Origin of the sequence: Pseudomarimonas salicorniae (assembly GCF_023156535.1) — a bacterium.
GTDB lineage: Bacteria > Pseudomonadota > Gammaproteobacteria > Xanthomonadales > Xanthomonadaceae > Pseudomarimonas > Pseudomarimonas salicorniae.
Map to the genome: position 1 here is coordinate 21,863 of NZ_JALNMH010000003.1, position 26,354 is coordinate 48,216.

The 26,354-nt window shown below is 69.0% G+C and carries 25 protein-coding genes and 1 pseudogene; 19 read left to right on the plus strand and 7 right to left on the minus strand.

The genetic code is table 11. From position 1 onward, the window contains the following. Positions 1 to 135 precede the first annotated feature (135 nt). Both M0G41_RS04525 and M0G41_RS04530 read right to left on the minus strand, forming a co-directional pair. A complete protein-coding gene (locus tag M0G41_RS04525) occupies positions 136 to 2,220 on the minus strand; it encodes a hypothetical protein (protein ID WP_248205671.1) in 2,085 nt (694 codons plus the stop codon). 4 nt (positions 2,221 to 2,224) lie between these two features. Further along, positions 2,225 to 2,473 carry a hypothetical protein gene (locus tag M0G41_RS04530; protein ID WP_248205674.1) on the minus strand — a complete coding sequence of 83 codons (249 nt, stop codon included), beginning with the start codon at positions 2,471 to 2,473 and terminating at the stop codon, positions 2,225 to 2,227. Between the two features lie 131 nt (positions 2,474 to 2,604). Between M0G41_RS04530 and M0G41_RS04535 the strand changes: the two genes are divergently transcribed. Both M0G41_RS04535 and M0G41_RS04540 read left to right on the plus strand, forming a co-directional pair. Then, entirely contained in the window at positions 2,605 to 3,141 is a 537-nt protein-coding gene (locus tag M0G41_RS04535) for an ECF-type sigma factor (protein ID WP_248205676.1), read from the plus strand. Continuing rightward, positions 3,138 to 5,726 (plus strand): serine/threonine-protein kinase, encoded by a 2,589-nt coding sequence (locus M0G41_RS04540; RefSeq protein WP_248205678.1) that lies wholly within the window; start codon positions 3,138 to 3,140, stop codon positions 5,724 to 5,726. The genes M0G41_RS04535 and M0G41_RS04540 overlap by 4 nt, the downstream gene beginning before the upstream one ends. Positions 5,727 to 5,871: 145 nt before the next feature. On the opposite strand, the pseudogene M0G41_RS04545 reads toward M0G41_RS04540, so the two are convergent. Then, positions 5,872 to 6,804, minus strand: a pseudogene (locus M0G41_RS04545) (alpha/beta hydrolase). Between the two features lie 625 nt (positions 6,805 to 7,429). Here M0G41_RS04545 and M0G41_RS04550 point away from each other — a divergent pair. Together M0G41_RS04550 and arsB are read left to right on the plus strand one after the other, a co-directional pair. Further along, entirely contained in the window at positions 7,430 to 7,768 is a 339-nt protein-coding gene (locus tag M0G41_RS04550) for an ArsR/SmtB family transcription factor (protein WP_248205681.1), read from the plus strand. Positions 7,769 to 8,031: 263 nt separating this feature from the next. Further along, the gene (gene arsB / locus M0G41_RS04555; protein WP_248205684.1) at positions 8,032 to 9,156 is read left to right on the plus strand and encodes an ACR3 family arsenite efflux transporter; all 1,125 of its coding nucleotides are present in this window, start codon (positions 8,032 to 8,034) and stop codon (positions 9,154 to 9,156) included. Here the strand turns inward: arsB and M0G41_RS04560 are convergent. Beyond that, the gene (locus M0G41_RS04560) at positions 9,123 to 9,854 is read right to left on the minus strand and encodes a hypothetical protein (RefSeq protein ID WP_248205686.1); all 732 of its coding nucleotides are present in this window, start codon (positions 9,852 to 9,854) and stop codon (positions 9,123 to 9,125) included. The genes arsB and M0G41_RS04560 overlap by 34 nt on opposite strands. A 373-nt stretch (positions 9,855 to 10,227) precedes the next feature. Here M0G41_RS04560 and lolA point away from each other — a divergent pair, with 373 nt between their 5' ends. From lolA to M0G41_RS04575, 3 genes are all read left to right on the plus strand, one after another. Then, entirely contained in the window at positions 10,228 to 10,887 is a 660-nt protein-coding gene (lolA, locus tag M0G41_RS04565) for an outer membrane lipoprotein periplasmic chaperone LolA (RefSeq protein WP_248205689.1), read from the plus strand. Positions 10,888 to 11,315: 428 nt separating this feature from the next. Then, on the plus strand, positions 11,316 to 12,647 hold the full coding sequence (locus tag M0G41_RS04570; RefSeq protein ID WP_248205692.1) for a replication-associated recombination protein A: 1,332 nt from the start codon (positions 11,316 to 11,318) through the stop codon (positions 12,645 to 12,647). Further along, a complete protein-coding gene (locus M0G41_RS04575; protein ID WP_248205695.1) occupies positions 12,644 to 13,045 on the plus strand; it encodes a CrcB family protein in 402 nt (133 codons plus the stop codon). The genes M0G41_RS04570 and M0G41_RS04575 overlap by 4 nt, the downstream gene beginning before the upstream one ends. A gap of 6 nt (positions 13,046 to 13,051) precedes the next feature. Here M0G41_RS04575 and M0G41_RS04580 read toward each other — a convergent pair whose 3' ends face one another. After that, positions 13,052 to 13,534 (minus strand): peroxiredoxin, encoded by a 483-nt coding sequence (locus M0G41_RS04580; RefSeq protein ID WP_248205697.1) that lies wholly within the window; start codon positions 13,532 to 13,534, stop codon positions 13,052 to 13,054. Between the two features lie 496 nt (positions 13,535 to 14,030). On the opposite strand from M0G41_RS04580, the gene M0G41_RS04585 reads away from it, so the two are divergent. Beyond that, positions 14,031 to 14,486, plus strand: coding sequence for an Hsp20/alpha crystallin family protein (locus tag M0G41_RS04585; RefSeq protein WP_248205701.1), 456 nt, complete (start codon positions 14,031 to 14,033; stop codon positions 14,484 to 14,486). Positions 14,487 to 14,609: 123 nt separating this feature from the next. Next, complete coding sequence (locus M0G41_RS04590) at positions 14,610 to 15,506, plus strand: DnaJ C-terminal domain-containing protein (RefSeq protein WP_248205704.1); 897 nt, start codon at positions 14,610 to 14,612, stop codon at positions 15,504 to 15,506. Between the two features lie 302 nt (positions 15,507 to 15,808). On the opposite strand, the gene M0G41_RS04595 is transcribed toward M0G41_RS04590, so the two are convergent. Together M0G41_RS04595 and ygfZ are read right to left on the minus strand one after the other, a co-directional pair. Then, entirely contained in the window at positions 15,809 to 16,636 is an 828-nt protein-coding gene (locus M0G41_RS04595) for a phosphate/phosphite/phosphonate ABC transporter substrate-binding protein (RefSeq protein WP_248205706.1), read from the minus strand. 62 nt (positions 16,637 to 16,698) lie between these two features. Next, positions 16,699 to 17,535, minus strand: a complete 837-nt coding sequence (ygfZ, locus tag M0G41_RS04600; protein WP_248205709.1) for a CAF17-like 4Fe-4S cluster assembly/insertion protein YgfZ — start codon at positions 17,533 to 17,535, stop codon at positions 16,699 to 16,701. 43 nt (positions 17,536 to 17,578) lie between these two features. On the opposite strand from ygfZ, the gene M0G41_RS04605 reads away from it, so the two are divergent. The 10 genes from M0G41_RS04605 to M0G41_RS04650 all read left to right on the plus strand — a co-directional run bounded on the left by M0G41_RS04605 (position 17,579) and on the right by M0G41_RS04650 (position 26,306). Then, positions 17,579 to 17,746, plus strand: coding sequence for a DUF1674 domain-containing protein (locus tag M0G41_RS04605; RefSeq protein ID WP_282452689.1), 168 nt, complete (start codon positions 17,579 to 17,581; stop codon positions 17,744 to 17,746). A gap of 78 nt (positions 17,747 to 17,824) precedes the next feature. Continuing rightward, positions 17,825 to 18,199 carry a succinate dehydrogenase, cytochrome b556 subunit gene (gene sdhC, locus M0G41_RS04610; protein ID WP_248205714.1) on the plus strand — a complete coding sequence of 125 codons (375 nt, stop codon included), beginning with the start codon at positions 17,825 to 17,827 and terminating at the stop codon, positions 18,197 to 18,199. After that, positions 18,196 to 18,576 (plus strand): succinate dehydrogenase, hydrophobic membrane anchor protein, encoded by a 381-nt coding sequence (sdhD, locus tag M0G41_RS04615; protein ID WP_248205718.1) that lies wholly within the window; start codon positions 18,196 to 18,198, stop codon positions 18,574 to 18,576. The genes sdhC and sdhD overlap by 4 nt, the downstream gene beginning before the upstream one ends. Before the next feature lie 9 nt (positions 18,577 to 18,585). Further along, positions 18,586 to 20,373: a succinate dehydrogenase flavoprotein subunit gene (gene sdhA, locus M0G41_RS04620; RefSeq protein WP_248205723.1), complete on the plus strand. Its 1,788-nt coding sequence runs from the start codon at positions 18,586 to 18,588 to the stop codon at positions 20,371 to 20,373. A gap of 111 nt (positions 20,374 to 20,484) precedes the next feature. After that, positions 20,485 to 21,273: a succinate dehydrogenase iron-sulfur subunit gene (locus M0G41_RS04625; RefSeq protein ID WP_248205726.1), complete on the plus strand. Its 789-nt coding sequence runs from the start codon at positions 20,485 to 20,487 to the stop codon at positions 21,271 to 21,273. 34 nt (positions 21,274 to 21,307) lie between these two features. Continuing rightward, the gene (locus M0G41_RS04630; RefSeq protein WP_248205728.1) at positions 21,308 to 21,574 is read left to right on the plus strand and encodes an FAD assembly factor SdhE; all 267 of its coding nucleotides are present in this window, start codon (positions 21,308 to 21,310) and stop codon (positions 21,572 to 21,574) included. Next, on the plus strand, positions 21,546 to 21,974 hold the full coding sequence (locus M0G41_RS04635; RefSeq protein ID WP_248205730.1) for a hypothetical protein: 429 nt from the start codon (positions 21,546 to 21,548) through the stop codon (positions 21,972 to 21,974). Before M0G41_RS04630 ends, M0G41_RS04635 begins: the two co-directional genes overlap by 29 nt. A 30-nt stretch (positions 21,975 to 22,004) precedes the next feature. Continuing rightward, positions 22,005 to 23,264, plus strand: a complete 1,260-nt coding sequence (locus M0G41_RS04640; protein ID WP_248205733.1) for a lipoprotein-releasing ABC transporter permease subunit — start codon at positions 22,005 to 22,007, stop codon at positions 23,262 to 23,264. Beyond that, the gene (gene lolD / locus M0G41_RS04645) at positions 23,257 to 23,994 is read left to right on the plus strand and encodes a lipoprotein-releasing ABC transporter ATP-binding protein LolD (RefSeq protein ID WP_248205736.1); all 738 of its coding nucleotides are present in this window, start codon (positions 23,257 to 23,259) and stop codon (positions 23,992 to 23,994) included. Before M0G41_RS04640 ends, lolD begins: the two co-directional genes overlap by 8 nt. Then, positions 23,991 to 26,306, plus strand: coding sequence for a DNA internalization-related competence protein ComEC/Rec2 (locus M0G41_RS04650; RefSeq protein WP_248205739.1), 2,316 nt, complete (start codon positions 23,991 to 23,993; stop codon positions 26,304 to 26,306). Before lolD ends, M0G41_RS04650 begins: the two co-directional genes overlap by 4 nt. Positions 26,307 to 26,354 lie beyond the last annotated feature (48 nt).

Genomic DNA, 26,354 nt, shown 5'->3' on the forward strand with positions numbered 1-26,354 from the left:
GGACACGCCGGGGCGAGTCGCGCCTAACAACATCGCGGAGGTTCGCAAGGTACCGCGACCCTGACGATGCCACGTCGGATGCTTCCGCGAACGCGTGATGGACGTCGCGAACCCGGCGCCTGGCGCATCCGACGCCTATTCTTCGAACACCACGATGTCGGCATAGCCATGCTGCCCATCGCCGCCTTCTGTCGACAACCCGCCCTCGGCCCTTGCGCCCCACTGCGCGGTGCCCTGTGCGCTGCGCGCACGGATGAGGGCGACGCCGCCGCCGCCGCCGCCGCCGTCCCTGCCTGCGCCGGCACTGGGAGCCGGGTTGCCGCTGGCATTGACGGTGAGGCTGCCGGCCAGTTCGCCACATTCGAGGTAGATCACGCCGCCGCCGCGTCCGCCGGCGCCACCCAGTGCGCCGCCCGTGGAGGGTGCGCCCGCGCCGCCGCCGCCGCCCACGCAGCGCAGCAGGTCGGCGAAGGCGTCGGTGCGGGTCACATTGCTGCCGAAGCCTCTGAGCTGCACATCGGCGCCGGGGTTGGCGCCACCGGACAGGAGCAGGCGTTTCAGGGTGTTGGTTCCGTCGCTGCCGCCTTCCGCCGCGCCACCCGCGCCGCCGGAGTCCTGCGCGGTGGAACCGCCGGTGGCGCCAGCGCCGCTCACGCACTGGTCGGTGACCAGGCGGCCGCTTGATCCCGGGAAGCCGGGTCCTGAATCTCCCTGAATCCCACCCAGGGCGCCCTCACGGGCGTTGATGACGGACCCTGCCGTCAGGCCCTCGCAGCGCCCGGACACGGCGATATAGGCGAAGGGCGCCCGGATATTGAGGGTGCCGCTGAGGCTGAACGAGGTGTATTGGCGGACCAGCACCTCGGAGGGAGAGCCCGAGCCGAGACTGGTCGTGCCGCTGGCGTTGAAGGCGCCATCGCGCCCATCCCCGCCAAAGCTGCCGAACAGGCTGGCGGGACCGCCGGTGGCTGCGGGACCGGCAACCAGATCGCCATCCGGTTCGACCAGCACGGCGCGATTGGCCGCGCCGCCGCCGAGGGTACCGATGCGCACGCCGCCGCCCTGGACATCGAGCCGCTGCTGGGGATCGGTGGTGCCGATGCCGACCCGGTCGCCGGAGGCGCCAACGGTCATCGAGACGTCGTTCTCATTGCCGAAGTACATCGGGGTGGAGTTGTTGGTCCACAGCCGGGTGACGCCGCGACCGCCGCCGCCCAGCGACACGCCGATCGACAGTCCGACCTGGCCGTCGCCGACGTAGAAGTCACCGCGTCCAGCGCCGACGCCCGGGCGCCAGTTGTCGCGCGCCTGCACGGACAGAGGCGCCGCAGGGTTGGTGGTGTTGATGCCGACATGGCGATTGCCGCGCAGGGACAGGATGTCGGCGCCACCGTTCGCATTGGCGAGGTAGAAGTTCATCAGGTCGGCGTTGCCATCGCTCTGGTTGCGCGCGGCGATGGTCCAGTAGCTTGTGCTCTGGGCGAGGTTGGCGAAGCTGAGCCGGGCGAAGTTGTTCGGCGTTTCTTCCTGCAGCAGCAGCTGTGGGCGGGTGATGTTGCTGGCCTGGCGCAGCGACAGCGCGGGGTCGGGGGAGAACATCGGCCCGATCACCGCGTTGACACCGGAGAACAGGCTGCCGTCGGTCTCGGTGGTCCAGGGGCTTGCTTCCGAGTTGTCGAGCTCGCAGGTGACGCTGCCGTCCTGGGCAATGGCGCGGATCGAGGAACCGGCCGCGCAGGCGCTGAGTACCCGCGCCTGCACCTGGCTGGCATCGATCTCCGTGCTGCCCACCACGCCGCGTCCGACGAACTGTGCGTGCAGCGCGTAGGGCGTCGAGAGGATCGGTTGGCGCGGCTGGAGGGTGGTGAACTCCGACTCTCCCTGCTTGCGCACGCGCACTTCCAACCAGCGCGCGTCGCCTACGAAGGCGCCGTCGCCGAAGTCGAGCATGACGCTGATCAGTCCTTCCCGGCCGATGCGGCCCTCTTCGCCGACGGCGCCGTCTGTGCCGATCAGCCCGCTGATCGGGATCAGGCCGATCGGGGACCCGCCCTGTTCGGCATCGAACAGCTCGAACTCCAGATCGTATTGGCCGCTCGCTGGCTGCCCGTCCTCGCTGAGCCGGGCCTGGAAGGTGAACGCCGAACCGATCGGCGCAGCGTCGGTGCTGCCGGCGAGCAGGCAGGCAAGGAACAGGGCGCAAGGGATGGGGGCTCTCATGGGGTCACTCCTCGAATCCGTCTTGGAAAATGCTGCTGCCCGCGGGGGCCGCGTTCTGCACGACGGCGCCGGAATCCATCCGGTAGCGACCACCGCTGCTTGATCCACCGGCGGGCTGGCCCAGCGTGATCAGCGCTTCGCGCCCATTGGCGCCGGCCCAGCCACCGCCCGGGCCGATCGTGGCCGAACCCAGTACAGGGTCCTGGGCCTGGCTGCCGGGAAGGGCAAGGCCGAGCAGGCTGAGAAAGAGCAAGGTCCGGATCCTGGTCATGGTCGGTGGCAATCGGACGGGCTTGTTGTAAGAATCGGGAAGGCGCGGCGAAACCCGCCACGGGGCAGTCCGATTTCCGTTCGAAGGGTCCAGAGAGGGGCGCGATGGAGGCGATGGATGCCATCTTCAGCAAGCTCGCGGGGCGGCAGGCCGGTGACCTCGATGAGCTGTTCGCGGCCCTCCACGCAGAGTTGCGCCAGCTCGCCCGACACTGTCTGGGCGGGCAACCCGGCCAGACGCTGACGCCAACGGTCCTGGTCAACGAGCTTTACCTGAAGCTGTCCGCAGCCCGTTCGCTCAGCCTTGGCGACCAGCAGCACTTCTTCGCCTGCGCCGCGCGCGCCATGCGCCAGATCGTGGTCGATGCCGCGCGCGCATCGCTCGCGGGCAAGCGCGGCGGCGACCGGCTGCAGGTGACCTTGACCGATTCCGCGGCGGGCACCTCGGATGCCGATCTGGTCGCCCTGGATGACGCCATGGTGTCGCTCAAGGCGGTGGACCCGTCGCTGCACGCGCTGGTCGAGATGCGCTTCTTTGCCGGGTTGACCATGGAAGAGATCGCCCGCCTGCGGCAGACCTCGCTGCGCAGTCTGGAGCGCGACTGGGCTACGGCCCGCGCCTTTCTGCACGCCCAGGTGGCCCAGCCTTGAGCCTCGATGCCCTCCAGGCCGAGCACTGGCGGCTGGCCAGCGGTCACTTCCGCACCCTGCAGGACCTGCCGCGTGAGCAGTGGACGACGGCGATCAGCGCGCTGGAGCTCGATGAGGCGGTGCGTCGCTGTCTTGAGCAGCTGATCGATGCCAGCGAGGGCAGCGGCCCGGTGGACGGGGTGCTGCGGGTGGACCAGGCACCTGAGCCCGGCGCCCTGACCGGAGGCCGCTGCGGGGACTGGACGCTCGAGCATGAGCTCGGCCGGGGCGGCATGGCCGTGGTCTACGCGGCGCGGCGCTCGGTCGGGGGGGCTGAACAGATGGCTGCGCTGAAGCTGCTGCCGCCTGGCTCGGTCTGGAACGAACAGTTCCGCCGCGAGCAGGCGGCGCTGGCCAGGCTCGAACATCCGAACATCGCCCGCTTCCTGGATGCCGGCATCCGTGAGGACGGCTCACCCTGGCTGGCGATGGAGCGGATCGACGGGCAGCGCCTGGACCGCGCCTTGCAGGGGCAGTCGCCGCGTCAGATCATCCGCATGGCGCTGCCGATCATCGACGCCGTGGCCCTGGCCCATCGTCATCTGATCATCCATCGTGATCTGAAGCCCGGCAACGTGATCGTCGATGCCTCGGGCAGGCCGCGTCTGCTCGACTTCGGCATCGCCAAGCTGCTCTCGGACAGCGCCGAGCAAACCCCGACCCGGCTGTTCACTCCCGAGTACGCGGCGCCCGAGCAGCTGCGCGGCGAGCCGATCAGCACGGCGACGGATGTCTGCGGGCTGGGCGGTCTCGTGCACCACCTGCTGACCGGCAAGGCGCCGAGGAACCATGCGGGCGAACGCCAGCACACTGCGCTGTCCGGGATTGCCAACCGCGACCTGCGCAATATCGTCGACAAGTCGCTGCGCGAGCGGCCGGGCGATCGCTACCCGACGGCCGAGGCGCTGGCGGCTGACCTGCAGCGATGGCTTGAGGACCGCCCGGTGGCGGCAACGCCCGACAACCGTCGCTACCGGCTGCGCAAGTGGCTGCGGCGCAACCGCGGCACGGCCGCTGCCGGGATCTCCCTGGTCGTGGTCCTGCTCGCGGGCGCGGCGGCCACCGCCTGGCAGGCCCGCGAGGCTGCGTTGCAGGCGCGCACGGTCGCTGCGCAGAACCGCGTGCTGACGAGCCTGCTTGCCTCGCCGCAGACGGTATCCAAGGGGCGGCTGGTCACCGTGGTCGATGTCCTGGCGGATGCGCCGGCGCTGATCGACCGGGAGATGCCGCGGGCCTCCGTCGAGCGTGCAAGCCTGCTGTCCACCCTGGGCAAGACCCTCAACCAGATCGGTTCGGCGTCGCTCGCGGCTGATCTCTTCGCCCGGGCCGTGGCCGACTATCAGCAGCTGGGCCTTGAACATGACGTGGCCGCCCTGTCCGCGCGCCTCGGACACGCCGCCGCCCTGATCGAGCGTGGCGATGTGCCTGCCGGCGAGCAGGTTCTCGACGTGGTGGAACGTCAGGCCGAGCAGTCGCTGGCCGCCGATCATCCGATCCACGCGGGCATTGCGCTGCACCGTTATCTGGCGCAGCGGCACCAGGGCGCGGTGCCCGCCGCCGAGGCGCTGGATGCGCTCCTGGCCATCGGCAGCCGCATCCGCTGGACCGGGTCGGATGCGGAAGGCCAGTATCGCTGCGGCACGCTGCAGGCCCTGGTCGACCGGGGGCGCTTCGACCTTGCCGCCGAGCAGGCCCTGGCGCTTCGGAGCCGGGCACTCGAACAGTGGGGCGGCCGGCACCGCTACTCGCTGTGCGCCTTCGAGGCGGGCGTGACCGCGCTGTCGCGCAGCGGACGCAAACAGGAAGCCCTGGCGCTGGCGCGGGAAGGTGAGCAGATTGCCTCGGCGTGGCTGGGCGACGACGACGCCACCGTATTCGGACTGCGCAATGCGCTGGCCAACCTGCTGCAGGAAACCGGTGACCATGAGGCGGCGATTCGCCTGCATGAGCAGCAGCTGGCGCGGCGCGATCAGGTCCCAGGCCTGCGGGCCCATGATCGGATGACGCCGGCACAGGGGCTCGCGGTGGCCTATCTCGAGTCGGGTGAGTACGCACGGGCCGAGCCGCTGCAGCGGGAGGTCGTATCGGATCTCACGCAGGCCCTGGGCCCGTCGGCGCCTGCCACGCTCATGGCCGTCGCCAATCTCGCCGAATTGCTGCTCTTCGACGACCGGCCTCAGGCCGCCGAGGCGCTGGCGGAGCAGGCCTGGAGCGGGCTTCGCGCTGCCCTGGGCGATGCCCATCCCGTCACGTCGTTTGCGCGCAGCATTCTTGGCGGGGTACGCGCCGCGCAGGGGGAGACCAAGGCAGCGCTTGAACTGCTGGAGGGGACACCGGAGGCGCTGGCGGCAGCGTTCGGCCCCGAGGACGTCAACGTGATCAATGCGAAGGCCTGGCAGGCGCAGGCGCTGGCCGCAGCAGGCGACCGCTCGCGGGCCCGGGATCTGGCGGACCAGGCCTTGCAGTGGCGACTGGCCCGTCTTGGCGGTGAGCATCCCAGGACTCGAGCCTCGCAGCTTCTGCGGAAGTCTCTGGGCGACGGCTGAGACACGACCCGGGAGAACGCCTCAACGGCTTACTGCCGGCACCCGCCTCGCGGGACGTGAGTTGGCGGGGCATGGGGCAGGGCGCTGCGCCCGCGCCCACTGGTCTGCCCGGGGGCTGGCAGAGTGCTTTTCCTGCTCACGTCGACTATGGCGTCGGATTCGCCGCCGCGGGTTCTCCGAGCACCCGTCCAAAGAAGGCCCAGTATTCGGGGTTCTTGCGCAGCGCGGCGAACAGCGCCGCGGGCTCATGGCCGGTGTCGGGCAGCAGGATGAACTCGTGCTCGATGCCGAGGGCGGTGAGGTGCCGGGAGAACTTGCGGTTGTCCGGCAGCACGCCGTCCTCGGCGCCGACCACGATGCGCAGTTTCAGGGCACTGCGCATGGATTCGGTCGTGGCCTCGGCCAGCGCCCAGGGGCTTTGCGCACGGAAGTGCATGGGGTCGCCACCGTAGACGCGGTCGAGGGTGGCCTCGGCGGTGGCGGCGCCGACAATGGGGGCATGCTGCGGGTCGAGGATCTCCTGGATCGGGCCGGCGCTGAGCAGCGAGGCCGCGCCGAACAGCTCGGGATACTTGAGGCCCAGCCGCGCGGCACCATAGCCGCCCATGCTGGCGCCCTCGACGATGCGCGCCGAGGGCGTGGCCTGGGTGCGCAGCTCGGCATCGATATGCGGGATCAGCTCGCGGACCAGCACAGTCTCCATCGGCAGCGTGCCGTCCTTCGAGTCGACTCACATGCTTTGCCCGAGGCCGTCGGGGAAGACGACGATGACCGGCGGGGTTTTCCCGGAGCGGATCGCGGCGTCGAACATCGGCGCGATGCCGCGGCTCGCCTGTGCGGAACTGCCGCGCGAGCCGTGGAGCCAGTAGACCACCGGAAAGCGGCGCCCGGGCTCGTTCGCGTACTGCGTCGGCAGGTAGAGGTGGTAGGTCAGCGGCGCGGACAGGCGCTCGCTGGGCAGGGAACGCTCCTGCGCCGGGGCCGGGCCGGCCATTGGACCCGCCGGCTGGGCGTGGGTGACATGAACCAGCATGTTAAGGAGGAGGGCGCCCAGCGTCGCATAGGCAAGCTGTTTCATCGAGGTCTCCCGTAGCCCCGGCGGAGAATGACCCAGTCAAGCTGGAGGCACAAGCGCCGCAGAGCGCGTCGGCGCCGCGCGCCATGTTGCGATGCTCCGTCTCCTCCGGGAGGAGCGCGCCTCTACATCTTGAAAGGATCTCGCGCTCAAAGACGAGGAAAAGGGCGCAGAGTTCGCATTCGCCCCGGTGCATCAATTGGGTCAATGTTCTGTGGGAGTGCCCTTGGGCGCGACCGCGGAGCCGCGCGCTGACCTCGGTCTGCGGTGAATCCGATTCGCCGCGCTCGCGCCCATGGGCACTCCCACAGCCGGGCCTCATTCAATTGCGAGAATGCGGTCGAGAAGGGCGGGCTCTAGACGCGCCAGAAGGGCGCAAACCGGACCTGGCAGCGCCGTTGCGTGTAGGAGCCAGCTTGCTGGCGATCGTCCCGTCCGGGGCGCCTATCGCCAGCAAGCTGGCTCCTACATTCGGGTTTTGCGGAAGGTCATCTTCGCGTGCGTTTCGCGCAGCGAGAAATCCGTTCCGCCCACATGACCGATTGCCGGCCAAGGCAATGTGGCCGATGGCCCGATGCGTGGCCGCGGGGAGATTGATCGGCCCGGACTGTTCCACTAGCATCGAAATATGAGCACCGATGATGCCGTCCGTCTACTGTCCGCGCTGAGTCATGCCTCGCGTCTCGCTGCCTTTCGTGCGCTGGTGCAGGCCGGACCGGAGGGGCTGGCGGTGGGCGAACTGCGCGAACTACTCGGGATTCCGCCGGCGACCCTGACTGCGCACCTCAACGTGCTGCGCGCCTCGGGGCTGGTAGGCGATGAGCGAGAGGGGCGGTCGATCCGCGTTCGCGCCGACTATCCGCGGATGAACGCGCTGCTGGCCTTCCTGACCGAGAACTGCTGCGGCGGCGCCGAGCCCTCGGTGGCCGGCGTCTGCGGCCCGAACGGTGGCCGCGGGGGACGCTGATCGCCTGAGGATGCAGCTCGGTATTGACAGCCGGGCTATGCTTCCATGATCGTAGAAATATAGAATTGTTGGCGCTGCCGGGGCCTCTCGACGGGTCCGGCTGCCGCCCGACACGTCGGTCCCGTGCAAGCCATCGACGAAGCCATCTGCTTCGTGATTGCCGGTGGGATGCCGGAGCACACAGCGCAGCGTGCGCCTGAGGCGACCCGCGCCGGATGGCGCCTCCCGGCACCGCCTGATTCACCTTGATCCTGGAAAGCTCGATGACCACGCCAACACCGGGCCGCCTGGCCTTTCTCGACCGCTGGCTGACCCTGTGGATCTTCGCCGCGATGGCCCTTGGCGCGGCGCTCGGCGCGCTGTTTCCGTCCCTGCCGTCCGCCCTTGAGGCCGCCCGGGTCGGCGACACCAACCTGCCGATCGCCCTCGGCCTGATCCTGATGATGTATCCGCCACTGGCCCGGGTGCGCTACGAAGCGCTGCCCAGCGTCTTCTCGGACCGTCGCGTGCTGCTGCTCTCCCTGCTGCAGAACTGGCTGATCGGCCCGCTGCTGATGTTCGGTCTGGCGGTGCTGTTCCTGCACGATGAGCCCGCCTACATGGCCGGGTTGATCCTGATCGGCCTTGCGCGCTGCATCGCGATGGTCATCGTCTGGAACCAGCTGGCCTGCGGCTCGAACGAGTATGCAGCGGGCCTGGTGGCCTTCAACAGCGTGTTCCAGCTGCTCTTCTTCAGCGCCTACGCCTGGTTGTTCATGGCGGTGCTGCCGCAGGCGCTGGGCCTCACCGGCTTCACGGTGGACGTGTCGTTCTGGACCATAGCCCAGGCGGTGGCGATCTATCTCGGCATCCCGTTCCTGGCCGGCTATCTCAGTCGCCGGCTGCTGGTCGCACGCCGCGGCGAGCGCTGGTACCAGCAGGTGTTCGTCGCCCGCACCGCGCCGATCACCCTGATCGCCCTGCTGTTTACGATTGCCGCAATGTTCGTGATGAAAGGCGCCAGCGTGCTGGCCTTGCCGATGGATGCGTTGCGCATCGCCATCCCGCTCTCGCTGTACTTCGTGATCATGTTCTTCGTCAGTTTCTGGCTGTCCAGGCGCTTCGGCACCGATTACCCGCGGGCCACCGCCCTCAGTTTCACCGCGGCCTCGAACAACTTCGAGCTGGCGATCGCCGTCGCCATCGCCGCTTTCGGCCTGTCCTCGCCGATCGCCTTCGCGACGGTGATCGGCCCGCTGGTCGAGGTGCCGGTGCTGATCGCCCTGGTCGGCGTTGCGCTCTGGCTGCGCCGGCGCTGGTGGCCGCAGGACCTGGATGCCCGACCTCCTTCGGTTGATGGGCTGGACGGTGAATCTCAGCGGGAAGGGCGAGGCGCAGTGTCGCCGTAGGAATCTTCGCCACCGGGCAGCGAGAGCTGCGCTACGGATCGATGCTTGGCCCCGATCTGCGCTGCGACGTGCCCCCGATTGGAGAAGGCGATGCGCCGCCATGTCGATGCGTCGGTCGCGACGCCGTCGTCGGGGAAGGAGAGCCTGACGGCACTTCCGTCTTCACGGAACACGGCCCCGATGACGACCATCAGGTTCCACGATTCGCCGGCAAACCGCCTGCGCAGAATCTGGATTTCCCGATGGGATCCTTTGAGGAACTGCGTGCGCGGACCGCTGTCCGTTTCTTCCTGGCCTGCGTACGGCACCCAGAACCCGCCCCAATCCCTGTTGTTCCAGAACTCGGATTCGCTCCACGAGTCGCCGTTGAACACGCGCTCGCCGAGCTGGGCCGAGGCGTGGAGATTGTGCAGGCGCCCTGTGGCGGCATCCTCGATGTAGATGTCGATGACGGTGTGGTCCTGTGCCTTGCCTTCGGCGCACACGAACAGCGAATGCCTGTCGTGCATGAATCTCAGGGAAACCCCGGCCGGCAGGTCGATGACGGTGGCTGGACGCCACTCCTCCTGGTCACAGCGCCCGTCAAAGAGGGGCGCAACGGAAGTCGCACCAATCGGCAGCGATTCGGCAGCGATGCCGCTGCCAGCTGTGAGCGGGAGGGTGACGGCAATCAGCAGTCGTGGCGGCAATCGGGTCATCGGACTTCTCCGGGGTGAGTGGGCTCGTCTGCTCGGCGCCTTGTGAAAGGTCACCGGATCGGGGCCCTCAGCTTGGCAGCCTCGTCCGCCAGAACTACTCGTTTCACCCCGGGTTCGCGCTGATTTGCCGCACGTGCCTGAGTGTGTGCGAAACCGTAGTGTGCCGTTTGTGCCGAGACTGTCCTGATCATTGACTCGATCCGGGATGACGGAAATGCAATAGGGCGCCCGCGGTGGGCGGGCAGAGGTGGGGCAACTGGAGGACGCGCCCCGGCCGTGGAGGTCACGGCGCGGCTTGATCCCGGCAAGGCCGTAGAATCCGTTCATCCTTCCTGCTGCAGACTTCCGGGCAGCCCGTCTTCTGGTGACATTGATGACCCAACGCCTGCTTCCGCTGTGCCTGATCCTGCTCTCCGCCCCGCTGTTCGCCGCGCCGCCGGCGGCGGTGCAGCGCTTTGCCGACGGGCTGGAAACGCTGGACGGCCGCTTCGAACAGCGCGCTTTCGATGCCAACGGCCAGCTGCGCGAGCAGTCCGAGGGCCGGGTGGCGCTGGCGGCGCCGCGGCAGTTCCGCTGGGACTATGAGGATCCCTATCCGCAGACCATCGTCGCCGATGGCACCCGGGTCTGGGTCTATGACCCGGAGCTGGAGCAGGCCAGCGTACGCATGCAGGCCCACGAGGAGCAGAGCAGCCCGCTCGCCGCGCTGATCGATCCGGCCGAGCTGGAGCGCCAGTTCGAGGTGACCGAGGAAGGCGAGCGCGACGGGCTGACCTGGGTGCGGCTGGTGCCGCGCAAGACCGAGGACGCGCAGATCACCGAGGCAAGGCTGGCCTTTGCCGAAGGTGAGCTACGTGCCATGTACCTGCTGGATTCGCTGCAGCAGCGCAGCGAGCTGCGCTTCTCCGGCTGGAAGCGCAATACCGGCCTCGACGCCAAGCTGTTCCGCTTTATTCCGCCCGAAGGCGTCGACGTCGTAGGTGACCCCGGCACCGATGCCGAGGTGATGCCGTTGGGGGATCCGGCGGGCTAGAAGCGGGGTTGCGGCACTCCGATTCATCCGGTGAGACGGGCTTCGTTGTAGGAGCGGACACGGCCGCGACCGCGGAGCCGCGGATCTGCCCCGGTCTGAGGCACAACGACACGCTGCGGTCGCGCCCAAGGACGCTCCCACACAGGCGCGGCACTCCGATTCATCCGGTGAGACGGGCTTTGTTGTAGGAGTGGACACGGCCGCGACCGCGGGGCCGCGGATCTGCCCCGGTCTGAGGCACAACGACACGCTGCGGTCGCGCCCATGTGCGCTCCTGCATTCGGAGGGCTGCGGCGCTTGGGTTGGGGGTGGGCGCTCCGGCTTCTCCTGTGGAAGCGGGCTTGCCCGCGACAGGTGCGCGATAGGTTTAGCGCGACCCCGGCGAGGGGCGTTGGGGTCTTGCCAGGGGCTGGCACTACAATCCGCCGATGCCTCGCGCCACCTCGCCCGATCTGTTCGCCTCCGATGTGCACGCGCCGCTGGCCGAGCGCATGCGGCCGCGCCGGCTGGATGACGTGGTGGGGCAGGGGCGGCTGCTGGATTCGTCGGCCCCGCTGCGGCGGGCGATCGAGGCGGGCAAGCCCTATTCGATGATCCTCTGGGGGCCACCGGGCTGCGGCAAGACGACTCTGGCGCGGATGCTGGCCGACTACGCGAAGTATCCGTTCCGCGCGCTGTCGGCGGTGATGTCCGGTCTGCCCGAGGTGCGCAAGGTGCTGTCCGAGGCCGAGGCGCGCGCCGCGGTCGAGGGGCCGACCGTTCTGTTCATCGATGAGGTCCACCGCTTCAACAAGCTGCAGCAGGACGCCTTCCTGCCCTGGATCGAGAACGGCACGGTGATCTTCGTCGGCGCGACCACCGAGAATCCGAGCTTCGAGCTCAATGCGGCGCTGCTCTCGCGCTGCCGGGTGCACGTGCTGGACGCGCTGGATGAGGTCGCCATCGTCGCCGCGCTGCAGCGTGCGCTGTCGGCCTCAGACGGGCTTGGCGAGCGCGGCCTGACGATCGAGGATGAGGCGCTGCAGACGCTGGCCCGGGCCGCCGACGGCGACGTGCGCCGCGCCCTGACCCTGCTGGAGATCGCCGCCGAACAGGCCGAGCCCGGTGCGCGCATCGGGATCGATGCGCTGGCCCCGGTGCTGGCCGACCGAACACGCCGTTTCGACAAGGGTGGCGAGCAGTTCTACGACCAGATCTCGGCCCTGCACAAGTGCGTGCGAAGCTCCAATCCCGACGCCGCCCTGTACTGGCTGGTGCGGATGCTCGATGGCGGCGTCGATCCGGCCTATCTGGCGAGAAGGATCACCCGCATGGCGGTCGAGGACATCGGGCTGGCCGATCCGCGCGCCCTGGCCATGGCGATGCAGGCCTGGGAGGCCTACGACCGGATCGGCTCGCCCGAAGGCGAGCTGGCCCTGGCCCAGGTGGTCATCTACCTTGCCAGCACGGCCAAGTCGAACGCGGCCTATGTCGCCTACAAGGCGGCCAGCGCGGATGTGCGCGAGGGCGGCACGACGCCGGTGCCGATGCATCTGCGCAATGCGCCCACCAAACTGATGAAGTCGCTCGGCTACGGCGAGGGCTACCAGTACGACCACGACAGCGAGGACGGCGTCGCGCTTGGCCAGACCGGGTTTCCCGACGAGCTGGGCGAGCGGGTGTACTACCAGCCCACCGACCGCGGCCTCGAGATCAGGCTGCGCGAAAAGCTCGAGCGCCTGCGCGCGGACCGCGCGGCGGCGCGTGAGGGCGGAGAATGAGCCTGTGGTGGCAGCAGCTGGTGCTGGTGATGGCCGGCGGCGCGGTGGGCGCGGCCGGGCGCTACCTGATCGGCGGCTGGATGCTGCGTCATGCCGGCAACGGCCTGCCCTGGGGCACCCTGGCTGCCAATCTGCTGGGCAGCCTGCTGGCAGGCTTCCTGCTGATCTGGCTGGAGGGCCGCGGCCCGGCCGGCCTGCTCTGGCGCGCCTTCCTGATGGTCGGCGTGCTCGGCGCCCTGACCACCTGGTCGGCGTTGATGATCGAGCTCTACCTGCTGCAGCGCGGCCCCGGCTGGGGCCACGTCGCGCTCTACCTCGGGTTCAGCCTGGCCGGCGGCGTGGCCGCCCTGCTGCTGGGCATCCAGGTGGCGCGCTGGCTGGGCGCCGGCGCCACCTGATCCCGATCATGCCGGCAGGTTGGCCAGCACGTGCTCGGCCGAGGACACCTTGAACTCGCCCGGCGCCTCGACCCACAGGCCCTTGACCACGCCGTCGTCGGCGTACAGCGCAAAACGCTTGCTGCGCACGCCCATGCCGAACGCGGTGGCGTCCATCTCGAGACCCAGGGCCTGGGCGAAGGCGCCATTACCATCGGCCAGCATCAGCATGCCCTCCGGCACGCTCTGCGACTTGCCCCAGGCATCCATCACGAAGGCGTCGTTCACCGCCATGCACACCGGCTGGATATCGCGTTCCTTGAACTGTCCGATCTGTTCGACATAGCCGGGCAGGTGCTTGGCCGAGCAGGTCGGCGTGAATGCCCCCGGCACGGCGAACAGCACGACCTTGCGGCCGCCGAAGACATCCGCGGTGCTCAGCGCCTGGACGCCGTCCTTGACGACATTGAAGGTGGCTTCGGGCAGACGCTCGCCGATCTGGATGGGCATGGGGCAGGACTCCGGTTGGGGGGGCGCCGATGTTAGCGCGTCGCAATGTGTGGAGGGGGCGAGGGGGCGGGATGCGCGGGTTTGATGATCGGTGGGGGTCTGCTTGGGGCGCGAAGCAGACGTTCGCCACCGCCCCGGATCGGGCGGGCTCTTCGTAGGAGCGGACATGGCCGCGACCGCGGAGATTCGCTCCGGCCGCGGTCTGTGGTGAATACGCCGCGCCGCGGTCGCGCCCATGTGCGCTCCCACAGTCGGGCTTCGTTGGGCGTCAGCGAAGCCCCATTGGGTGCGTCTTGGACGCACCGATACGGGCGTTCGGACGGTACGCCCGGTGCGGCCAGCCGCACCCTATGAATGTCTTCTTTACGAATGTCCGACTTGCGCCCATAGCCCCCATCCCGCGTCGTCACCCGCTCTTGAACTTTTTCTGCGCGATCCCAGATTGCAGTCATCCGGGCGGCGAGCCGCCCTTTCGTGACGAGCTGGAGGAAAGACCATGAGCATGACCCGCTACTCCCCGTGGCAGAGCCACAATGGCCTGCAGGATGAACTGAAGCAGGTGTTCGACAAGTTCTTCGGTGAAACCGAGAGTGACCAGTCCAATGTGGTGACCAGCCAGTGGGCGCCGCGCGTCGATATCCGCGAGGACAGCGATCGCTTCGTCATCCTGGCCGATATTCCGGGCGTCGATCCGGCTGATATCGAGATCCACATGGACAAGGGCATCCTGTCGATCAAGGGCGAGCGCAAGACCGAGGCCCGTGAGAAGACCGAGCGCTACTCGCGCGTCGAGCGCAGCCACGGCACCTTCTATCGCCGCTTTGCCCTGCCCGACAGCGCCAATCCCGACGGCATCACCGCCTCCGGTGCGCATGGCGTGCTGGAGATCTCGATCCCGAAGCGTCCGGAGAGCACTCCGCGTCGCATCGAGGTGAGCCGCTCGGCGCATTGATCCACCAGATCGGTAGGCGGCCGGCCCGCGCCCCTGGGGGTGCGGGCGGTCCGCTGCCTGTCAAGGCGGCGCCTGAAGTAACCTGTAGCCCGTTTCCACGGATGGCGCCGCGCGGGTTCCAGCATGCAGTTCAAGGATTACTACGAGACCCTGGGCGTCAAACCCGACGCGACCGAGGCCGAGATCAAGTCGGCCTACCGTCGCCTCGCGCGACGCTATCACCCGGACGTCAGCAAGGAGGCCGGGGCCGAGGACAAGTTCAAGGCCGTCAACGAGGCCTATGAGGCGCTGCGCGACAAGGGCAAGCGCGCCACCTATGACCAGCTGCGCTCGCGCGGCTTCCGCGCCGGCGAGGAATTCCGCCCGCCGCCGGACTTCGGTCAGGGCTTCGGGTTCGATTTCGGCGATGGCGGTCCCGGTGGCCCGCGCGGCGGATTCAGCGACTTCTTCGAGTCGCTGTTCGGCCGTGGACGCCGAGAGGATCCCTTTACCTCGGCAGGCCCCGGCCCGGGTGCGGGTCCGGGGCCGCGTCCCGGCAACGAGACGGCACGTATCGAGGTCGACCTCGAAACCATCTACAGCGGCGGCAAGCAGCGCATCTCCGTGCACGGTCGGGTGCTCGAGGTGCGGATTCCCAAGGGCATCCTTCCCGGCCAGCAGATCCGTCTGGCCGGGCAGGCCAGCGGCGGCGGTGACCTGCTGCTCGAGGTCGTCTATCGACCGCACTACCAGTTCCAGACCGAGGGCCGGGAGGTGCGGGTGACCGTGCCGCTCAAGCCCTGGGAGGCGGCCCTGGGGGCGGAGATCAGCGTGCCTACGCTGGGCGGTCCGGTGCAGCTCAAGGTGCCGGCGGGTTCCGACGCCGGCAAGCGCCTGCGGCTGCGCGGACGCGGCCTGCCCTCGACCCTGCCGGGCGATCCTGCGGGAGACCAGATCGTCGTCATCGAGGTGCGCGCCCCCGCGCCCGAGTCCGAGGCGCAGAAACAGGCCTACGAGAAACTTCGCCAGGCGTTCAACTGAGGCGTCAGGGGCGGGCCGTCAGGTCAGTCCGTAAACCGGGGCAGGCCATTGCGCTTCGGTCGCGCCCGAGGGCGCTCCCACAGGAGGGGCGACGCTGCTGGTTACGAAGGGGGTGGCCTCAGAGATGATCAGGTCGTGCCGTGGACCGGAGCAGGCGATGGCGCTGCGCTCGCGCCCAGGGCGCACCTATAGGGGTTCCCGAGGCTGCTTGATGGAGCCTGTGGGAGTGCCCTTGGGCGCGACCGCGGAGATCCGTTCTGCCGCGGCCCCGGCATTCCCGCGCGCCCTGGGGGCTGCGGGCCTCAGTTCGGCGGGGTGTAGCCGAAGAATGCGGAGAGGATCGACTCGCTTCCGTCGTACTCGTCCGGCTCGGCGGCGACGAAGGCGCTCATGCCGAGTTCGGCGAGGATGTCGAAGGAGGCGGGATCCTCGGTGAGCTTCAGCAGCGCATCCCGCACCGACTGACGGACGTCCTCCGGCACCTCGGGCGATGCCGAGAACGCGGCGCCCGGGAAGGCCTTGGAGCGCGCCACCTCGACCAGGTTCGGATACTGCTGGGCGATGAATTCCGGAACCATCGCGGCCACCGCATCGCCGGAGAACACCATCTCGACGCCGTCGCGCCAGGTGCTGGCCTCGGAGCGGATCTCCGGCTGCGAAACCGGATTGGTGAACAGCTCGGCCAGGGTCGCGAAGCCGAGGCTGGGGGATGGCATCGACACGACGCTGCGTCCGATGAGTCCGGACAGGCCCTGGTCGGCGGTCTCCGGGGAGGCCATGAGCACGAACACCGAAGGTTCGGCCTTGCGCGCCAGCGGCACGAAGCCGTCGCGCTTCATACGGTAGTCGGTGAAGTGGGCGTCCTCGAAGGCGAAATCGATGTCCGCTTCGCCACGCAGGTCGCGCCAGTAGAAATGGTAGTTGCGCACCGCGACCAGTTCGAACTTCTGTCCGGTCTCCTTCTCGAGGTACTCGAGCAGCGGCTTGTAAACCTCCCGCGCCTGCTCGGGCGGGTAGGAGGGCTCGACAGCGAGCTGGTAGCTGCCCCGCTCGGCGGGGGCCTGCGCCTGGCTGGCGCCTGGCATGCAGGCGGCGAAGGCCGCTGCGGCGATTACGATCGTGCGCAACATGGTGATTCCTCCCTGATCCTGCCCCCGGCTATAGCAGAAAGCCTTTCGTATTCCAATTGGCATCAGTCCCTGTCCTCGGCGGGGAGACGCCGTGCCGCGCCGGCGTCCTCGAGCGTGAAGGACGCTGCGTCGCCCGCCTGGGAGGCGACCGCCAGCGCCCGGCGCGGATCGCGCGGTGATATCTGTATCACCTCGCCGGCGGCGCGCCCGTCAAGCTTCAGCGCCTCTCCGACCGCAAGCGGGCGATCACCCACCAGGCGCAGCAGCTCGCGCTTCTGCTGGCCCAGGTAGTGGGTGCGGGCGACGATTTCCTGGCCGGGATAGCAACCCTTCTTCAGGCTGAACGCCTGCAGCCTCTGCAGACTCAGCATGTGGGGGGTGAAGCGGTCGCGCAGGGCGACGTCGATGCGCGGGATACCGCGCAGGGTGTCGAGATGCTGCCAGTCGGCATCGAGCGCAGCGGCCCCCTCGTCGGGGATGGACCCGGGCAGGATCCAGCGGTCTGCATCCCAGGCCTGCGCCGAGGCCGGTGACTCGGGCGACAGGGCAACGGCCAGCGGCTCTTTGGGGCTGCGCAGCACGAGCTTGCTGCGGAATACGTAGCGCCGCAGTTCGGCCTCGAGCTCGCCGCGAAGGGCCCCGGGAGCGATGAGCAGGAAACGGTCGGCGGCCTGGCGCAGCAGGCGGAACAGGAACAGCACGCGACCCTTGGCGCTGAGCAGGGCCGACCATTGCGCTGCGCCGTCGACGTCCAGCACACGCAGGTCGCTCGTACACTGACGCTGAAGGAAAGCCTGGGCCTCCGGCCCGTCGACGAGCAGTTGGTCGACGGCTTCCAGTTTTCCGGTTGCCACCTCCGGCAGCGGAGGATCGAACGGTCCGTTTTGCTTGCTCGACATGGGGGTGCGTATTAACCTTGCGCGATCTGTTCAGGTGCAAATGATGACAGGCCAGGACCAAAACGTGGCGTCTTCGGGGGAGGGCGAGCACCAGTCCGCGGATCAGGGCACCGAGCAGGAACGCAAGCCAACGGAGGTGGGTGGCCGGGATGGTCCGGATCCGACCCGCTACGGCGACTGGGAGAAGAACGGCCGCTGCATCGATTTCTGATCGGCGTTTCCCCTGCTTCCCCTTTTCACCCTGACCAGAGCGAGCCACACAGTGACCTCGAACAAACGCGTTCGTCCCTTGTCCCCCCACCTGCAGGTCTACCGCTGGCAGATCACCATGGTGATGTCGATCCTGCACCGCGCCACCGGCGTGGCGCTGGCGGTCGGCGCCTTCGGCGTGGCCTGGTGGCTGGTTGCGGTGGCGGCGGGTGGTGACAGCTACGCCAGCATCGCCGCACTGATCGCAAGTCCGCTTGGCCAGCTGGTGATGGCGGCTTTCAGTGCCTGCCTGATCTACCACCTGCTGAACGGTATTCGCCATCTGCTCTGGGATGTCGGCTACGGTTACGAGATTCCCAAGGTCTATGCCACCGGCTGGACCGTTGCCGTGCTGGCGGTGCTGATCACTGCGGGCATCTGGGTGGTCGCCCTGCGTGACGGAGGTGCAGCATGAGTCTCCAGCATCCCATCGCCCGCGTCCGCGGCCTCGGCTCGGCCAAGAACGGCACCCATCACTGGTGGGTCCAGCGACTCACCGCCGTGGCGCTCGCCCTGCTCACGCCGTGGTTCATCTGGCTGGCCCTCTGCATGGTGGGGGCAGATGCCTTCACCGTCCGCGCCACCCTGGCCCAGCCCCTCAACGCGGTGCTGATGCTCGCTTTCGTATTCTCGCTGTTCTGGCATGCGCGGCTCGGCCTGCAGGTGGTGATCGAGGACTACATTCACACCCCATGGCTCGAGGTGACCTTGCAGGTCTTCGTGATGTTCGCCTGCGCCCTGGCCGCCCTGGCTTCCGCGATCGCCATCGGTCGCATCGTGTTCACCGGATGAGCGCCTGAAATGACCGCCTACAAGATCACCGAACACAAGTACGACATGGTCGTCGTCGGCGCCGGTGGCGCCGGCCTCCGGGCGACCTTCGGGCTTGCCGCGAAGGGATTGAACACGGCCTGCATCACCAAGGTCTTCCCGACCCGTTCACACACCGTGGCCGCCCAGGGTGGCGTCTCCGCCGCGCTCGGCAACATGGGCGAGGACGACTGGCGGTTCCACTTCTACGACACCATCAAGGGCTCGGACTGGCTCGGCGACCAGGACGCCATCGAGTACATGTGCCGCGAGGCGATCCCCGCGATCATCGAGCTCGAGCACTACGGCGTTCCGTTCTCGCGCACCGAGGACGGCAAGATCTACCAGCGTCCGTTCGGCGGCATGACCACGCACTACGGCAAGGGCACCGCGCAGCGCACCTGCGCCGCCGCCGACCGCACCGGCCACGCCATCCTGCACACGCTGTACCAGCAGTCGCTGGCGCATGACGCACGCTTCTTCATCGAGTACTTCGCGCTCGACCTGATCATGGACGAGGAAGGCGCCTGCCGAGGCGTGCTGGCCATGGACATGTCGACCGGCGAGCTGCACCTGTTCCGCGCCCAGGGCACCGTGCTGGCGACCGGCGGCTATGGCCGCGCCTACTTCTCCGCCACCTCGGCGCATACCTGCACCGGCGACGGCGGCGGGATGGCGCTGCGCGCTGGCCTGCCGATGCAGGACATGGAGTTCGTCCAGTTCCACCCGACCGGCATCTACGGTGCCGGCTGCCTGATCACCGAGGGCGTGCGCGGCGAGGGCGGATACCTCACCAACTCCAAGGGCGAGCGCTTCATGGAGCGCTACGCGCCCAACGCCAAGGATCTTGCCTCGCGCGATGTCGTCTCGCGCTCGATGACCATCGAGATCCGCGAGGGCCGCGGTGTCGGTTCGGACAATGACCACATCCACCTGAACCTGATGCACCTCGGACCCGAGGTCATCAACGAGAAGCTGCCGGGCATCGCCGAGACCGCAAAGATCTTCGCCGGCGTAGACGTGACCAAGCAGCCGATCCCGGTGCTGCCGACCGTGCACTACAACATGGGCGGACTGCAGACCAACTACCACGGCGAGGTCGTCACCCTGAAGGACGGCAACCCCGACCATGTGGTGCCGGGCCTGTATTCGATCGGCGAGGCCGCCTGCGTCTCGGTGCACGGCGCCAACCGCCTCGGTTCCAACTCGCTGCTCGACCTCGTCGTGTTCGGTCGCGCGGTGGCCAACCGCTGCGCGGAGACCATCAAGCCGAACCAGTCGCACAAGACGCTGCCGGCTTCGGCCTGCGACAAGGCCCTGGCCAACCTCGACAAGGTCCGCTTCGCCAAGGGTGGCACCTCGACAGCCGAGCTGCGCAACCAGATGCAGCGCACCATGCAGAACCACGCAGCGGTGTTCCGCACCAGCCAGTCCCTGTCCGAGGGCGTCGAGAAGATCCGCAAGATCCACGCCGGCTTCGAGGACGTCTCGGTGCAGGACCGCTCGCTGATCTGGAACTCCGACCTGATCGAGACGCTGGAGCTGCAGAACCTGCTCTCGCAGGCGGTGGTGACCATGGTTTCGGCGGAGAACCGCAAGGAGTCCCGCGGCGCCCACGCCCACGAGGACTTCCCCGACCGCGACGACAACAACTGGCACAAGCACAGCCTGTGCTGGATCGACGAGAAGGGCGGCACGCGCATCGACTACCGACCGGTGCACATGTACACCCTCAGCAAGGACGTGGAAGTCGTCCCGCCCAAGGCGCGGACGTACTGATGGAGCCGTGATTCGTGATTCGTGATTGATGATTCGTTCAAGCAACAGCCAATCACGCGCGCGAACCCTGCTTCTGACCAATCCCGAATCACGAATCCCGGGCTCTAAAAAATGGCCGAATTCACCCTCCCGAAGAACTCGAAGATCCAGAAGGGCAAGCACTTCCCGGCGAAGGATGCCAAGGGCAAGGTGCGCACCTTCAAGGTCTACCGCTGGAACCCGGATGACGGTCAGAATCCGCGTGTCGACACCTATGAGGTCGACATGGGCAGCTGCGGCCCGATGGTTCTGGACGCGCTGATCAAGATCAAGAACGAGATCGACCCGACCCTGACCTTCCGCCGCTCCTGCCGCGAGGGCATCTGCGGCAGCTGCGCCATGAACATCGACGGCACGAATACGCTGGCCTGCACCAAGGCCATCGACGACTGCCGCGGCGGGACGGTGCCGATCTATCCGCTGCCGCACATGGACGTGGTCAAGGACCTGGTGCCGGACCTCACCCATTTCTACGCGCAGTACGCCTCGATCCGCCCGTGGATGCGCACCCAGAGCGCGGCGCCGCCGGACCGCGAGCGCCTGCAGTCGCCGGCCGACCGAAAGAAGCTCGACGGCCTTTACGAGTGCATCCTCTGCGCCTGCTGCTCGACCAGCTGCCCGAGCTACTGGTGGAACGGGGACCGCTACCTGGGCCCGGCGATCCTGCTCCAGGCCTACCGCTGGATTGTCGACTCGCGCGACGAGGACACTGGCGCGCGTCTGGACGACCTCGAGGATCCGTTCCGCCTGTATCGCTGCCACACCATCATGAACTGCGCCCGCACCTGCCCGAAGGGCCTGAACCCGGCGCAGGCGATCGGCGAGATCAAGAAGCTCATGATGCAGCGACGCGGGGCCTGAGGCCTCGCGCGCGCCGGGTCGGCCTGCCCCGTCGATGGACGATTCGGCCCACGCCGCGGATCAGGCCGAGCTTCGCCGCCTGCGCTGGCGCTGCCGGCGCGGCATGCGTGAACTGGATCAGCTGATGCTGCGCTACCTCGACCATCGCTGGCCCGAGGCCGATGCCGCCGAGCGCGCCGAGTTCGAGCGCCTGCTTGGCGTCGAGGACGATCGGCTCTGGCGCTGGGTGATGGGCCGCGAGGCCTGTGACGATGCCGGCCTTGCCGCGCTCCTTGAACGCATCGCTTCACTCCCGGCTTGAGCTGCCCGATCAGCGCCGGGCCCACGGGCTCGCGCTGACACTGCTGTCGGGCCTCGGCCTGCTGTCGGTGCTTGCCAGCGGCGCCCCGACGCTGATCGGCCTTGGCCTGTGGGTGCTTGCCGCCGCGCCTGGCGGGCTCGGACTGCGCACGCTGCCCGGCGCGGCGACGCTCAGCGCTGGCAGTGACGGTGGGCTGTGGTGGCAGGACCCGGATCGGCGCGAGGCCTGCGCCGTCACCGGGGTGCAGCGTTACGGGCCCTGGCAGGTGCTGGCGCTGGAGGGCGCGGCCGAGCGCCGGCGCAGGGCGGTCCTGTGGCTGTCCCTGCTCTCAGCTGAACAGCGCCGCAGCCTCGGCCGCATGCTTGCGGCCAGCGCCCCGGCGCCCGCGGCGAGCGTGTAAGCTTCCGCTTCCCTCGCGACCGGTTGCCGCATGTTCCACCCCCTGCCGCTCGCGCTCGGCCTGCGCTACACCCGGGCCAAGCGGCGCAATCACTTCATCTCCTTCATCTCGGCCGTGTCGATGCTTGGCATCGCGCTCGGGGTGACCGTGCTGATCACGGTCATCTCGGTGATGAACGGTTTCGAGCAGGAGCTGCGCACGCGGATCCTCGGCATGGTCGCCCACGCCACGATCTCCGGCGCCGGCACACCGATCACCGACTGGCCGGCGGCCGTTGACCTCGCCCGCAGCGATCCGCGCGTGCTGGGCGCAGCGCCCTACGTCGAGGGCGAGGCGATGCTGCAGGGCGCCAGCGTGCAGGGCGCCGTGCTGCGCGGCGTGCTGCCCGAGCGCGAAGCGCAGGTCTCCGAGGTCGCCGAGAAAATGAAGCGTGGCAGCCTCGACGAACTCGAGGGCGGCGCCTTCAACATCGTCCTCGGCAGCGAGCTGGCGATGTGGCTGGGCGTGGAGCTGGGCGACAAGGTCACCGTCTACGTGCCCGAGTTCCGCAGCACGCCGATCGGATCGCTGCCCCAGGTGCGCCGCTTCACCGTGGTCGGCATCTTCGAGGTCGGCGCCCAGCAATACGACCTGGGCATGGCCCTGATCCACATGGACGATGCCCAGCGGCTGTTGCGCCTGGGCCAGGGCGTGAGCGGCATCCGCCTCAGGCTGGTCGACATGTTCACTGCCTGGCAGGTCGCCCGCGACCTCGGTGACCGCTTCTCCGCCGAGCTCGGTGACTACTACCGGGTCCGGGACTGGAGCCGCGAGCACAGCAACTTCTTCCGCGCCATCCGCACCGAGAAGATGGTGATGTTCATCATCCTCTCGCTGATCGTCGCGGTGGCGGCCTTCAACCTGGTGTCCTCACTGGTCATGCTGGTCACCGACAAGCAGGCCGATATCGCCATCCTGCGCACCCTTGGCCTCACGCCACGGCAGGTGATGAGCACCTTCATCGTCCAGGGCTCGCTGATCGGCTTCATCGGCATCGTCAGCGGCCTCGTCGGTGGCGTGCTGCTGACCCTGAATCTGCAGAAGGTTGTCCACGTGCTGGAGCGCACCTTCGGCTTCGAGGCGCTGCCCTCGGACGTCTACTACATCAGCGGCGGCATTCCGACGCTGCTGCAGCGCGAGGACGTCGCGGCCATCGCGGTCGTGGCCTTTGTCCTCTGCACGCTGGCCACGATCTATCCCGCCTGGCGCGCCTCGCGCGTCGATCCTGCTGCGGCGCTGCGCTATGAGTAGGGATTCGGCACCGGGTATTCGGGATCCGCAGGCTGAGGCGCCGGTGGTGCTGCGCTGCGCCGGGCTGGCGAAGACCTACACCGAGGGCGGTCTCAATACCCGGGTGTTCGACGGGCTGTCGTTGGAGGTGAGGGCAGGGGAGACCGTTGCCATCGTCGGCGCCTCGGGCGCCGGCAAGAGCACCCTGCTGCACATCCTCGGCGGCCTCGACAGCGCCAGCGCCGGCGAGGTCTGGGTGGCCGGCGAGCGCATGTCCTCGCTCTCCGATGCCGCCCGCGGCCGGCTGCGCAATCGCGCGCTGGGCTTTATCTACCAGTTCCACCACCTGCTGCCGGAGTTCACCGCTCAGGAGAACGTCATGATGCCGCTGATGATCGGTGGCGCCGACAGGGAGTCCGCGGCGGATCGCGCGGTGGCCCTGCTGGAGCGGGTCGGCCTTGGCCAGCGCCTGCAGCACAAGCCGGGTGAGCTGTCCGGCGGCGAACGCCAGCGCTGCGCGGTGGCCCGGGCCCTGGTGACGCGTCCGGCCTGCGTGCTGGGCGACGAGCCGACCGGCAACCTGGACGCGCGCACTGCGGCCTCGGTGTTCGCCCTGATGCGCGAGCTCAATCGCGAGGTCGGCACCAGCTTCGTCCTGGTCACCCACGACCGGGGCCTCGCCGCCCAGCTTGACCGCACGCTGGAGCTGGTCGACGGCAGCCTGCGTCCACTGGACGCCAGCCCCGATTGACCAGCGCGGCCGCCGGGTCGCGCGCGCATCCGGGCTTCGGCCCGCTGCAAGTAGCGTGGCTGCTGGTGGTCTCACTGGGCGTGCTGCGCCTGCCCGGGCTGCCCCCTGCCTGGGCCTGCTGGCTGCTGCTCGCCCTGGGGTTGGGTCTGTTTGCTGCGCGTGGCGTCATGCCCCGGTTGCTGGCCCTGGGGCTCGTGGCGCTTGGCTGGACAGGCACGGCGGGCCAGCTGGCGCTCTCTGAGCGTATCGACCCAGCGCCGGACGCGCCGCTTGAGCTGGTCCTTCGCGTCGACGGCCTGCCGCGCGGCGATGCGCTGTCGGCACGCTTCGCCGCAATCGTCGAAGCGGCACCGGAAGGGCAGGGATCGCTGATCGGCCGCCGGCTGCAGCTCAGCTGGTTCGCCGAGCCGCCGCCCGAGGTCTTCCCCGGGGAGCTGTGGCGCCTGCCAGTCCGCCTGCGACCGCCGCGCGGGCTGCGCAACCCGGGCGGCTTCGACTTCGAGCGTCACGCCCTGGTCTCGCGCATCGCCGCGCTCGGCAGCGTGGCCGGCCCCGGCGAGCGTCTCGAGAGCGGCGCTGGCGTCGACGCCCTGCGCGCGATGATCGCTGGGCACATCGAAGACAGCGGCGTGGCTGCACCGGCCCTGCTGCGCGGCCTGGTGGTCGGCGATACGCGGGGCCTCGACGATGCCGACTGGGACCGCCTGCGGCAGACCGGGCTCAGCCACCTGCTGGCGATCTCCGGACTGCATATCGGTCTCGTGGCGGGGTTTGCCGCCTTGCTGGCGCGGCTGCTCTACCTGGTCGCTCCGACTCTCGGTCTGCGCGTGCCGCTTCCGCAGGCCGCGGCGCTCGCAGCGCTCGCCGCTGCCATAGCCTATGCGCTGCTGGCCGGGCTCTCGCTACCCACCCTGCGCACCCTGCTGATGCTGGGGGTGGCGCTGGCGGCGGTGCTGCTGCGCCGCGAGGTGCCCTTTGGCCACTCGCTCGGCCTGGCCGCTGCGGCGCTGTGGCTGCTGGACCCTCTCGCTCTGCTCACGCCCGGCTTCTGGCTGAGCCTCGGTGGCGTGTTCTGGCTGCTGGCCTGCGTGCCACGGGGTGAGGGCTGGAGGGCGGCGCTGGTCGGCCTGGTCCGTGCCCAACTGGTGCTGGGACTGGCCCTGCTGCCGCTGTCGGTGGCCTTCTTTGGCGGCGGCTCCCTGGTCGGCCTCCCGCTGAATCTGCTGGCCGTGCCCTGGGTCACCCTGCTGGTTGTGCCGGTGCTGCTGCTATCCGTGCTCTGCCTGCCCTGGCCCCTGCTCTCGCTGCCGCTCCTGCAGCTGGCCGGCTTGGCGATGCAGGAACTCTGGGCCCTGGCCGGCTGGGCGGCCGGACTGCCCGCTGCCTACCTGCATCTCCCCGAGCCCGGTCCGCTGGCGCTGGGTCTGTCCCTGGCCGGCCTGCTCTGGCTGTTTGCCCCGCGCGGCGTTCCGGGCCGGGGGCTGGCAGCCCTGCTTCTGCTGCCCCTGCTCTGGCCGCCGCGCGACGCGCCCGGGCCGGGCGGGTACCGGGTCGACGTGCTGGATGTGGGCCAGGGCCTGTCGGTGCTGGTCCGCACCGCCGACCACGCGCTGCTGTTCGACACCGCCGCCCGCGCGCGTGGCGGCTTCGACCTCGGCGATGCGGTGGTCGTACCGGCGCTGCGGGCCCTTGGCGTCAGGCGGATCGATCGGCTGGTGGTCAGCCACGGAGACGTTGATCATGCGGGCGGACTGGAGGCGGTGCGGGCGGCCTTCCCGGACGCATCCTTGCAGTCCGGCGAGCCGGGGCGCAGCGGCGGCGGACCTTGCCAGGCCGGGGAGCGCTGGAACTGGGACGGCGTCGAATTCGCCTGGCTGCATCCTCCCGAGCACTTCCCCGAGCTTGGCAACGAAAGCAGCTGCGTGCTGCGCATCGCGGGCCGCGGCGGGGTCACCCTGTTGCCGGGCGACATCGGCAGCGTGATCGAGCAGCGCCTGCTGCGCGAACAGGGCGCGGCGCTGCGAGCGGAACTGCTGGTGGTGCCGCACCATGGCAGCCGCGGCTCATCGAGCCCGGCCTTCGTCGACGCGGTCGCGGCACGCTGGGCGGTGGTTTCGGCCTCGGCCGGCAACCGCTTCGGCCACCCGCATCCGGAGGTCGTAGAGCGCTACGCGCAGTCGGGCAGCGCGGTGCTGTCGACCGCCGCAAGCGGCCGCATCGGTTTCCTGTTCGAGGCCTACGGCGCGCGCCTTGAGCGCGTCGAGCGCCGCGACGCGCCGCGCTTCTGGCAGCAGCCGCCGGCCGGGCCCTGAGCGCCGCGAATGCCGGCCGGGGGGCTCTCAGGCTACACTTCCGCCGCG

Bases quoted from the DNA above. Each gene is read 5' to 3' on its own strand.
- M0G41_RS04625 (WP_248205726.1), top strand. From the start codon at position 20,485: ATGGCCGAATTCACCCTCCCGAAGAACTCGAAGATCCAGAAGGGCAAG.
- M0G41_RS04580 (WP_248205697.1), bottom strand. From the start codon at position 13,534: ATGCCCATCCAGATCGGCGAGCGTCTGCCCGAAGCCACCTTCAATGTC.
- arsB (WP_248205684.1), top strand. From the start codon at position 8,032: ATGACCACGCCAACACCGGGCCGCCTGGCCTTTCTCGACCGCTGGCTG.
- lolA (WP_248205689.1), top strand. From the start codon at position 10,228: ATGACCCAACGCCTGCTTCCGCTGTGCCTGATCCTGCTCTCCGCCCCG.
- M0G41_RS04630 (WP_248205728.1), top strand. From the start codon at position 21,308: ATGGACGATTCGGCCCACGCCGCGGATCAGGCCGAGCTTCGCCGCCTG.
- M0G41_RS04605 (WP_282452689.1), top strand. From the start codon at position 17,579: ATGACAGGCCAGGACCAAAACGTGGCGTCTTCGGGGGAGGGCGAGCAC.
- M0G41_RS04525 (WP_248205671.1), bottom strand. From the start codon at position 2,220: ATGAGAGCCCCCATCCCTTGCGCCCTGTTCCTTGCCTGCCTGCTCGCC.
- sdhD (WP_248205718.1), top strand. From the start codon at position 18,196: ATGAGTCTCCAGCATCCCATCGCCCGCGTCCGCGGCCTCGGCTCGGCC.
- lolD (WP_248205736.1), top strand. From the start codon at position 23,257: ATGAGTAGGGATTCGGCACCGGGTATTCGGGATCCGCAGGCTGAGGCG.
- M0G41_RS04585 (WP_248205701.1), top strand. From the start codon at position 14,031: ATGAGCATGACCCGCTACTCCCCGTGGCAGAGCCACAATGGCCTGCAG.
- M0G41_RS04595 (WP_248205706.1), bottom strand. From the start codon at position 16,636: ATGTTGCGCACGATCGTAATCGCCGCAGCGGCCTTCGCCGCCTGCATG.
- sdhA (WP_248205723.1), top strand. From the start codon at position 18,586: ATGACCGCCTACAAGATCACCGAACACAAGTACGACATGGTCGTCGTC.
- M0G41_RS04590 (WP_248205704.1), top strand. From the start codon at position 14,610: ATGCAGTTCAAGGATTACTACGAGACCCTGGGCGTCAAACCCGACGCG.
- M0G41_RS04575 (WP_248205695.1), top strand. From the start codon at position 12,644: ATGAGCCTGTGGTGGCAGCAGCTGGTGCTGGTGATGGCCGGCGGCGCG.
- M0G41_RS04535 (WP_248205676.1), top strand. From the start codon at position 2,605: ATGGATGCCATCTTCAGCAAGCTCGCGGGGCGGCAGGCCGGTGACCTC.
- M0G41_RS04570 (WP_248205692.1), top strand. From the start codon at position 11,316: ATGCCTCGCGCCACCTCGCCCGATCTGTTCGCCTCCGATGTGCACGCG.
- M0G41_RS04640 (WP_248205733.1), top strand. From the start codon at position 22,005: ATGTTCCACCCCCTGCCGCTCGCGCTCGGCCTGCGCTACACCCGGGCC.
- M0G41_RS04560 (WP_248205686.1), bottom strand. From the start codon at position 9,854: ATGACCCGATTGCCGCCACGACTGCTGATTGCCGTCACCCTCCCGCTC.
- M0G41_RS04550 (WP_248205681.1), top strand. From the start codon at position 7,430: ATGAGCACCGATGATGCCGTCCGTCTACTGTCCGCGCTGAGTCATGCC.
- ygfZ (WP_248205709.1), bottom strand. From the start codon at position 17,535: ATGTCGAGCAAGCAAAACGGACCGTTCGATCCTCCGCTGCCGGAGGTG.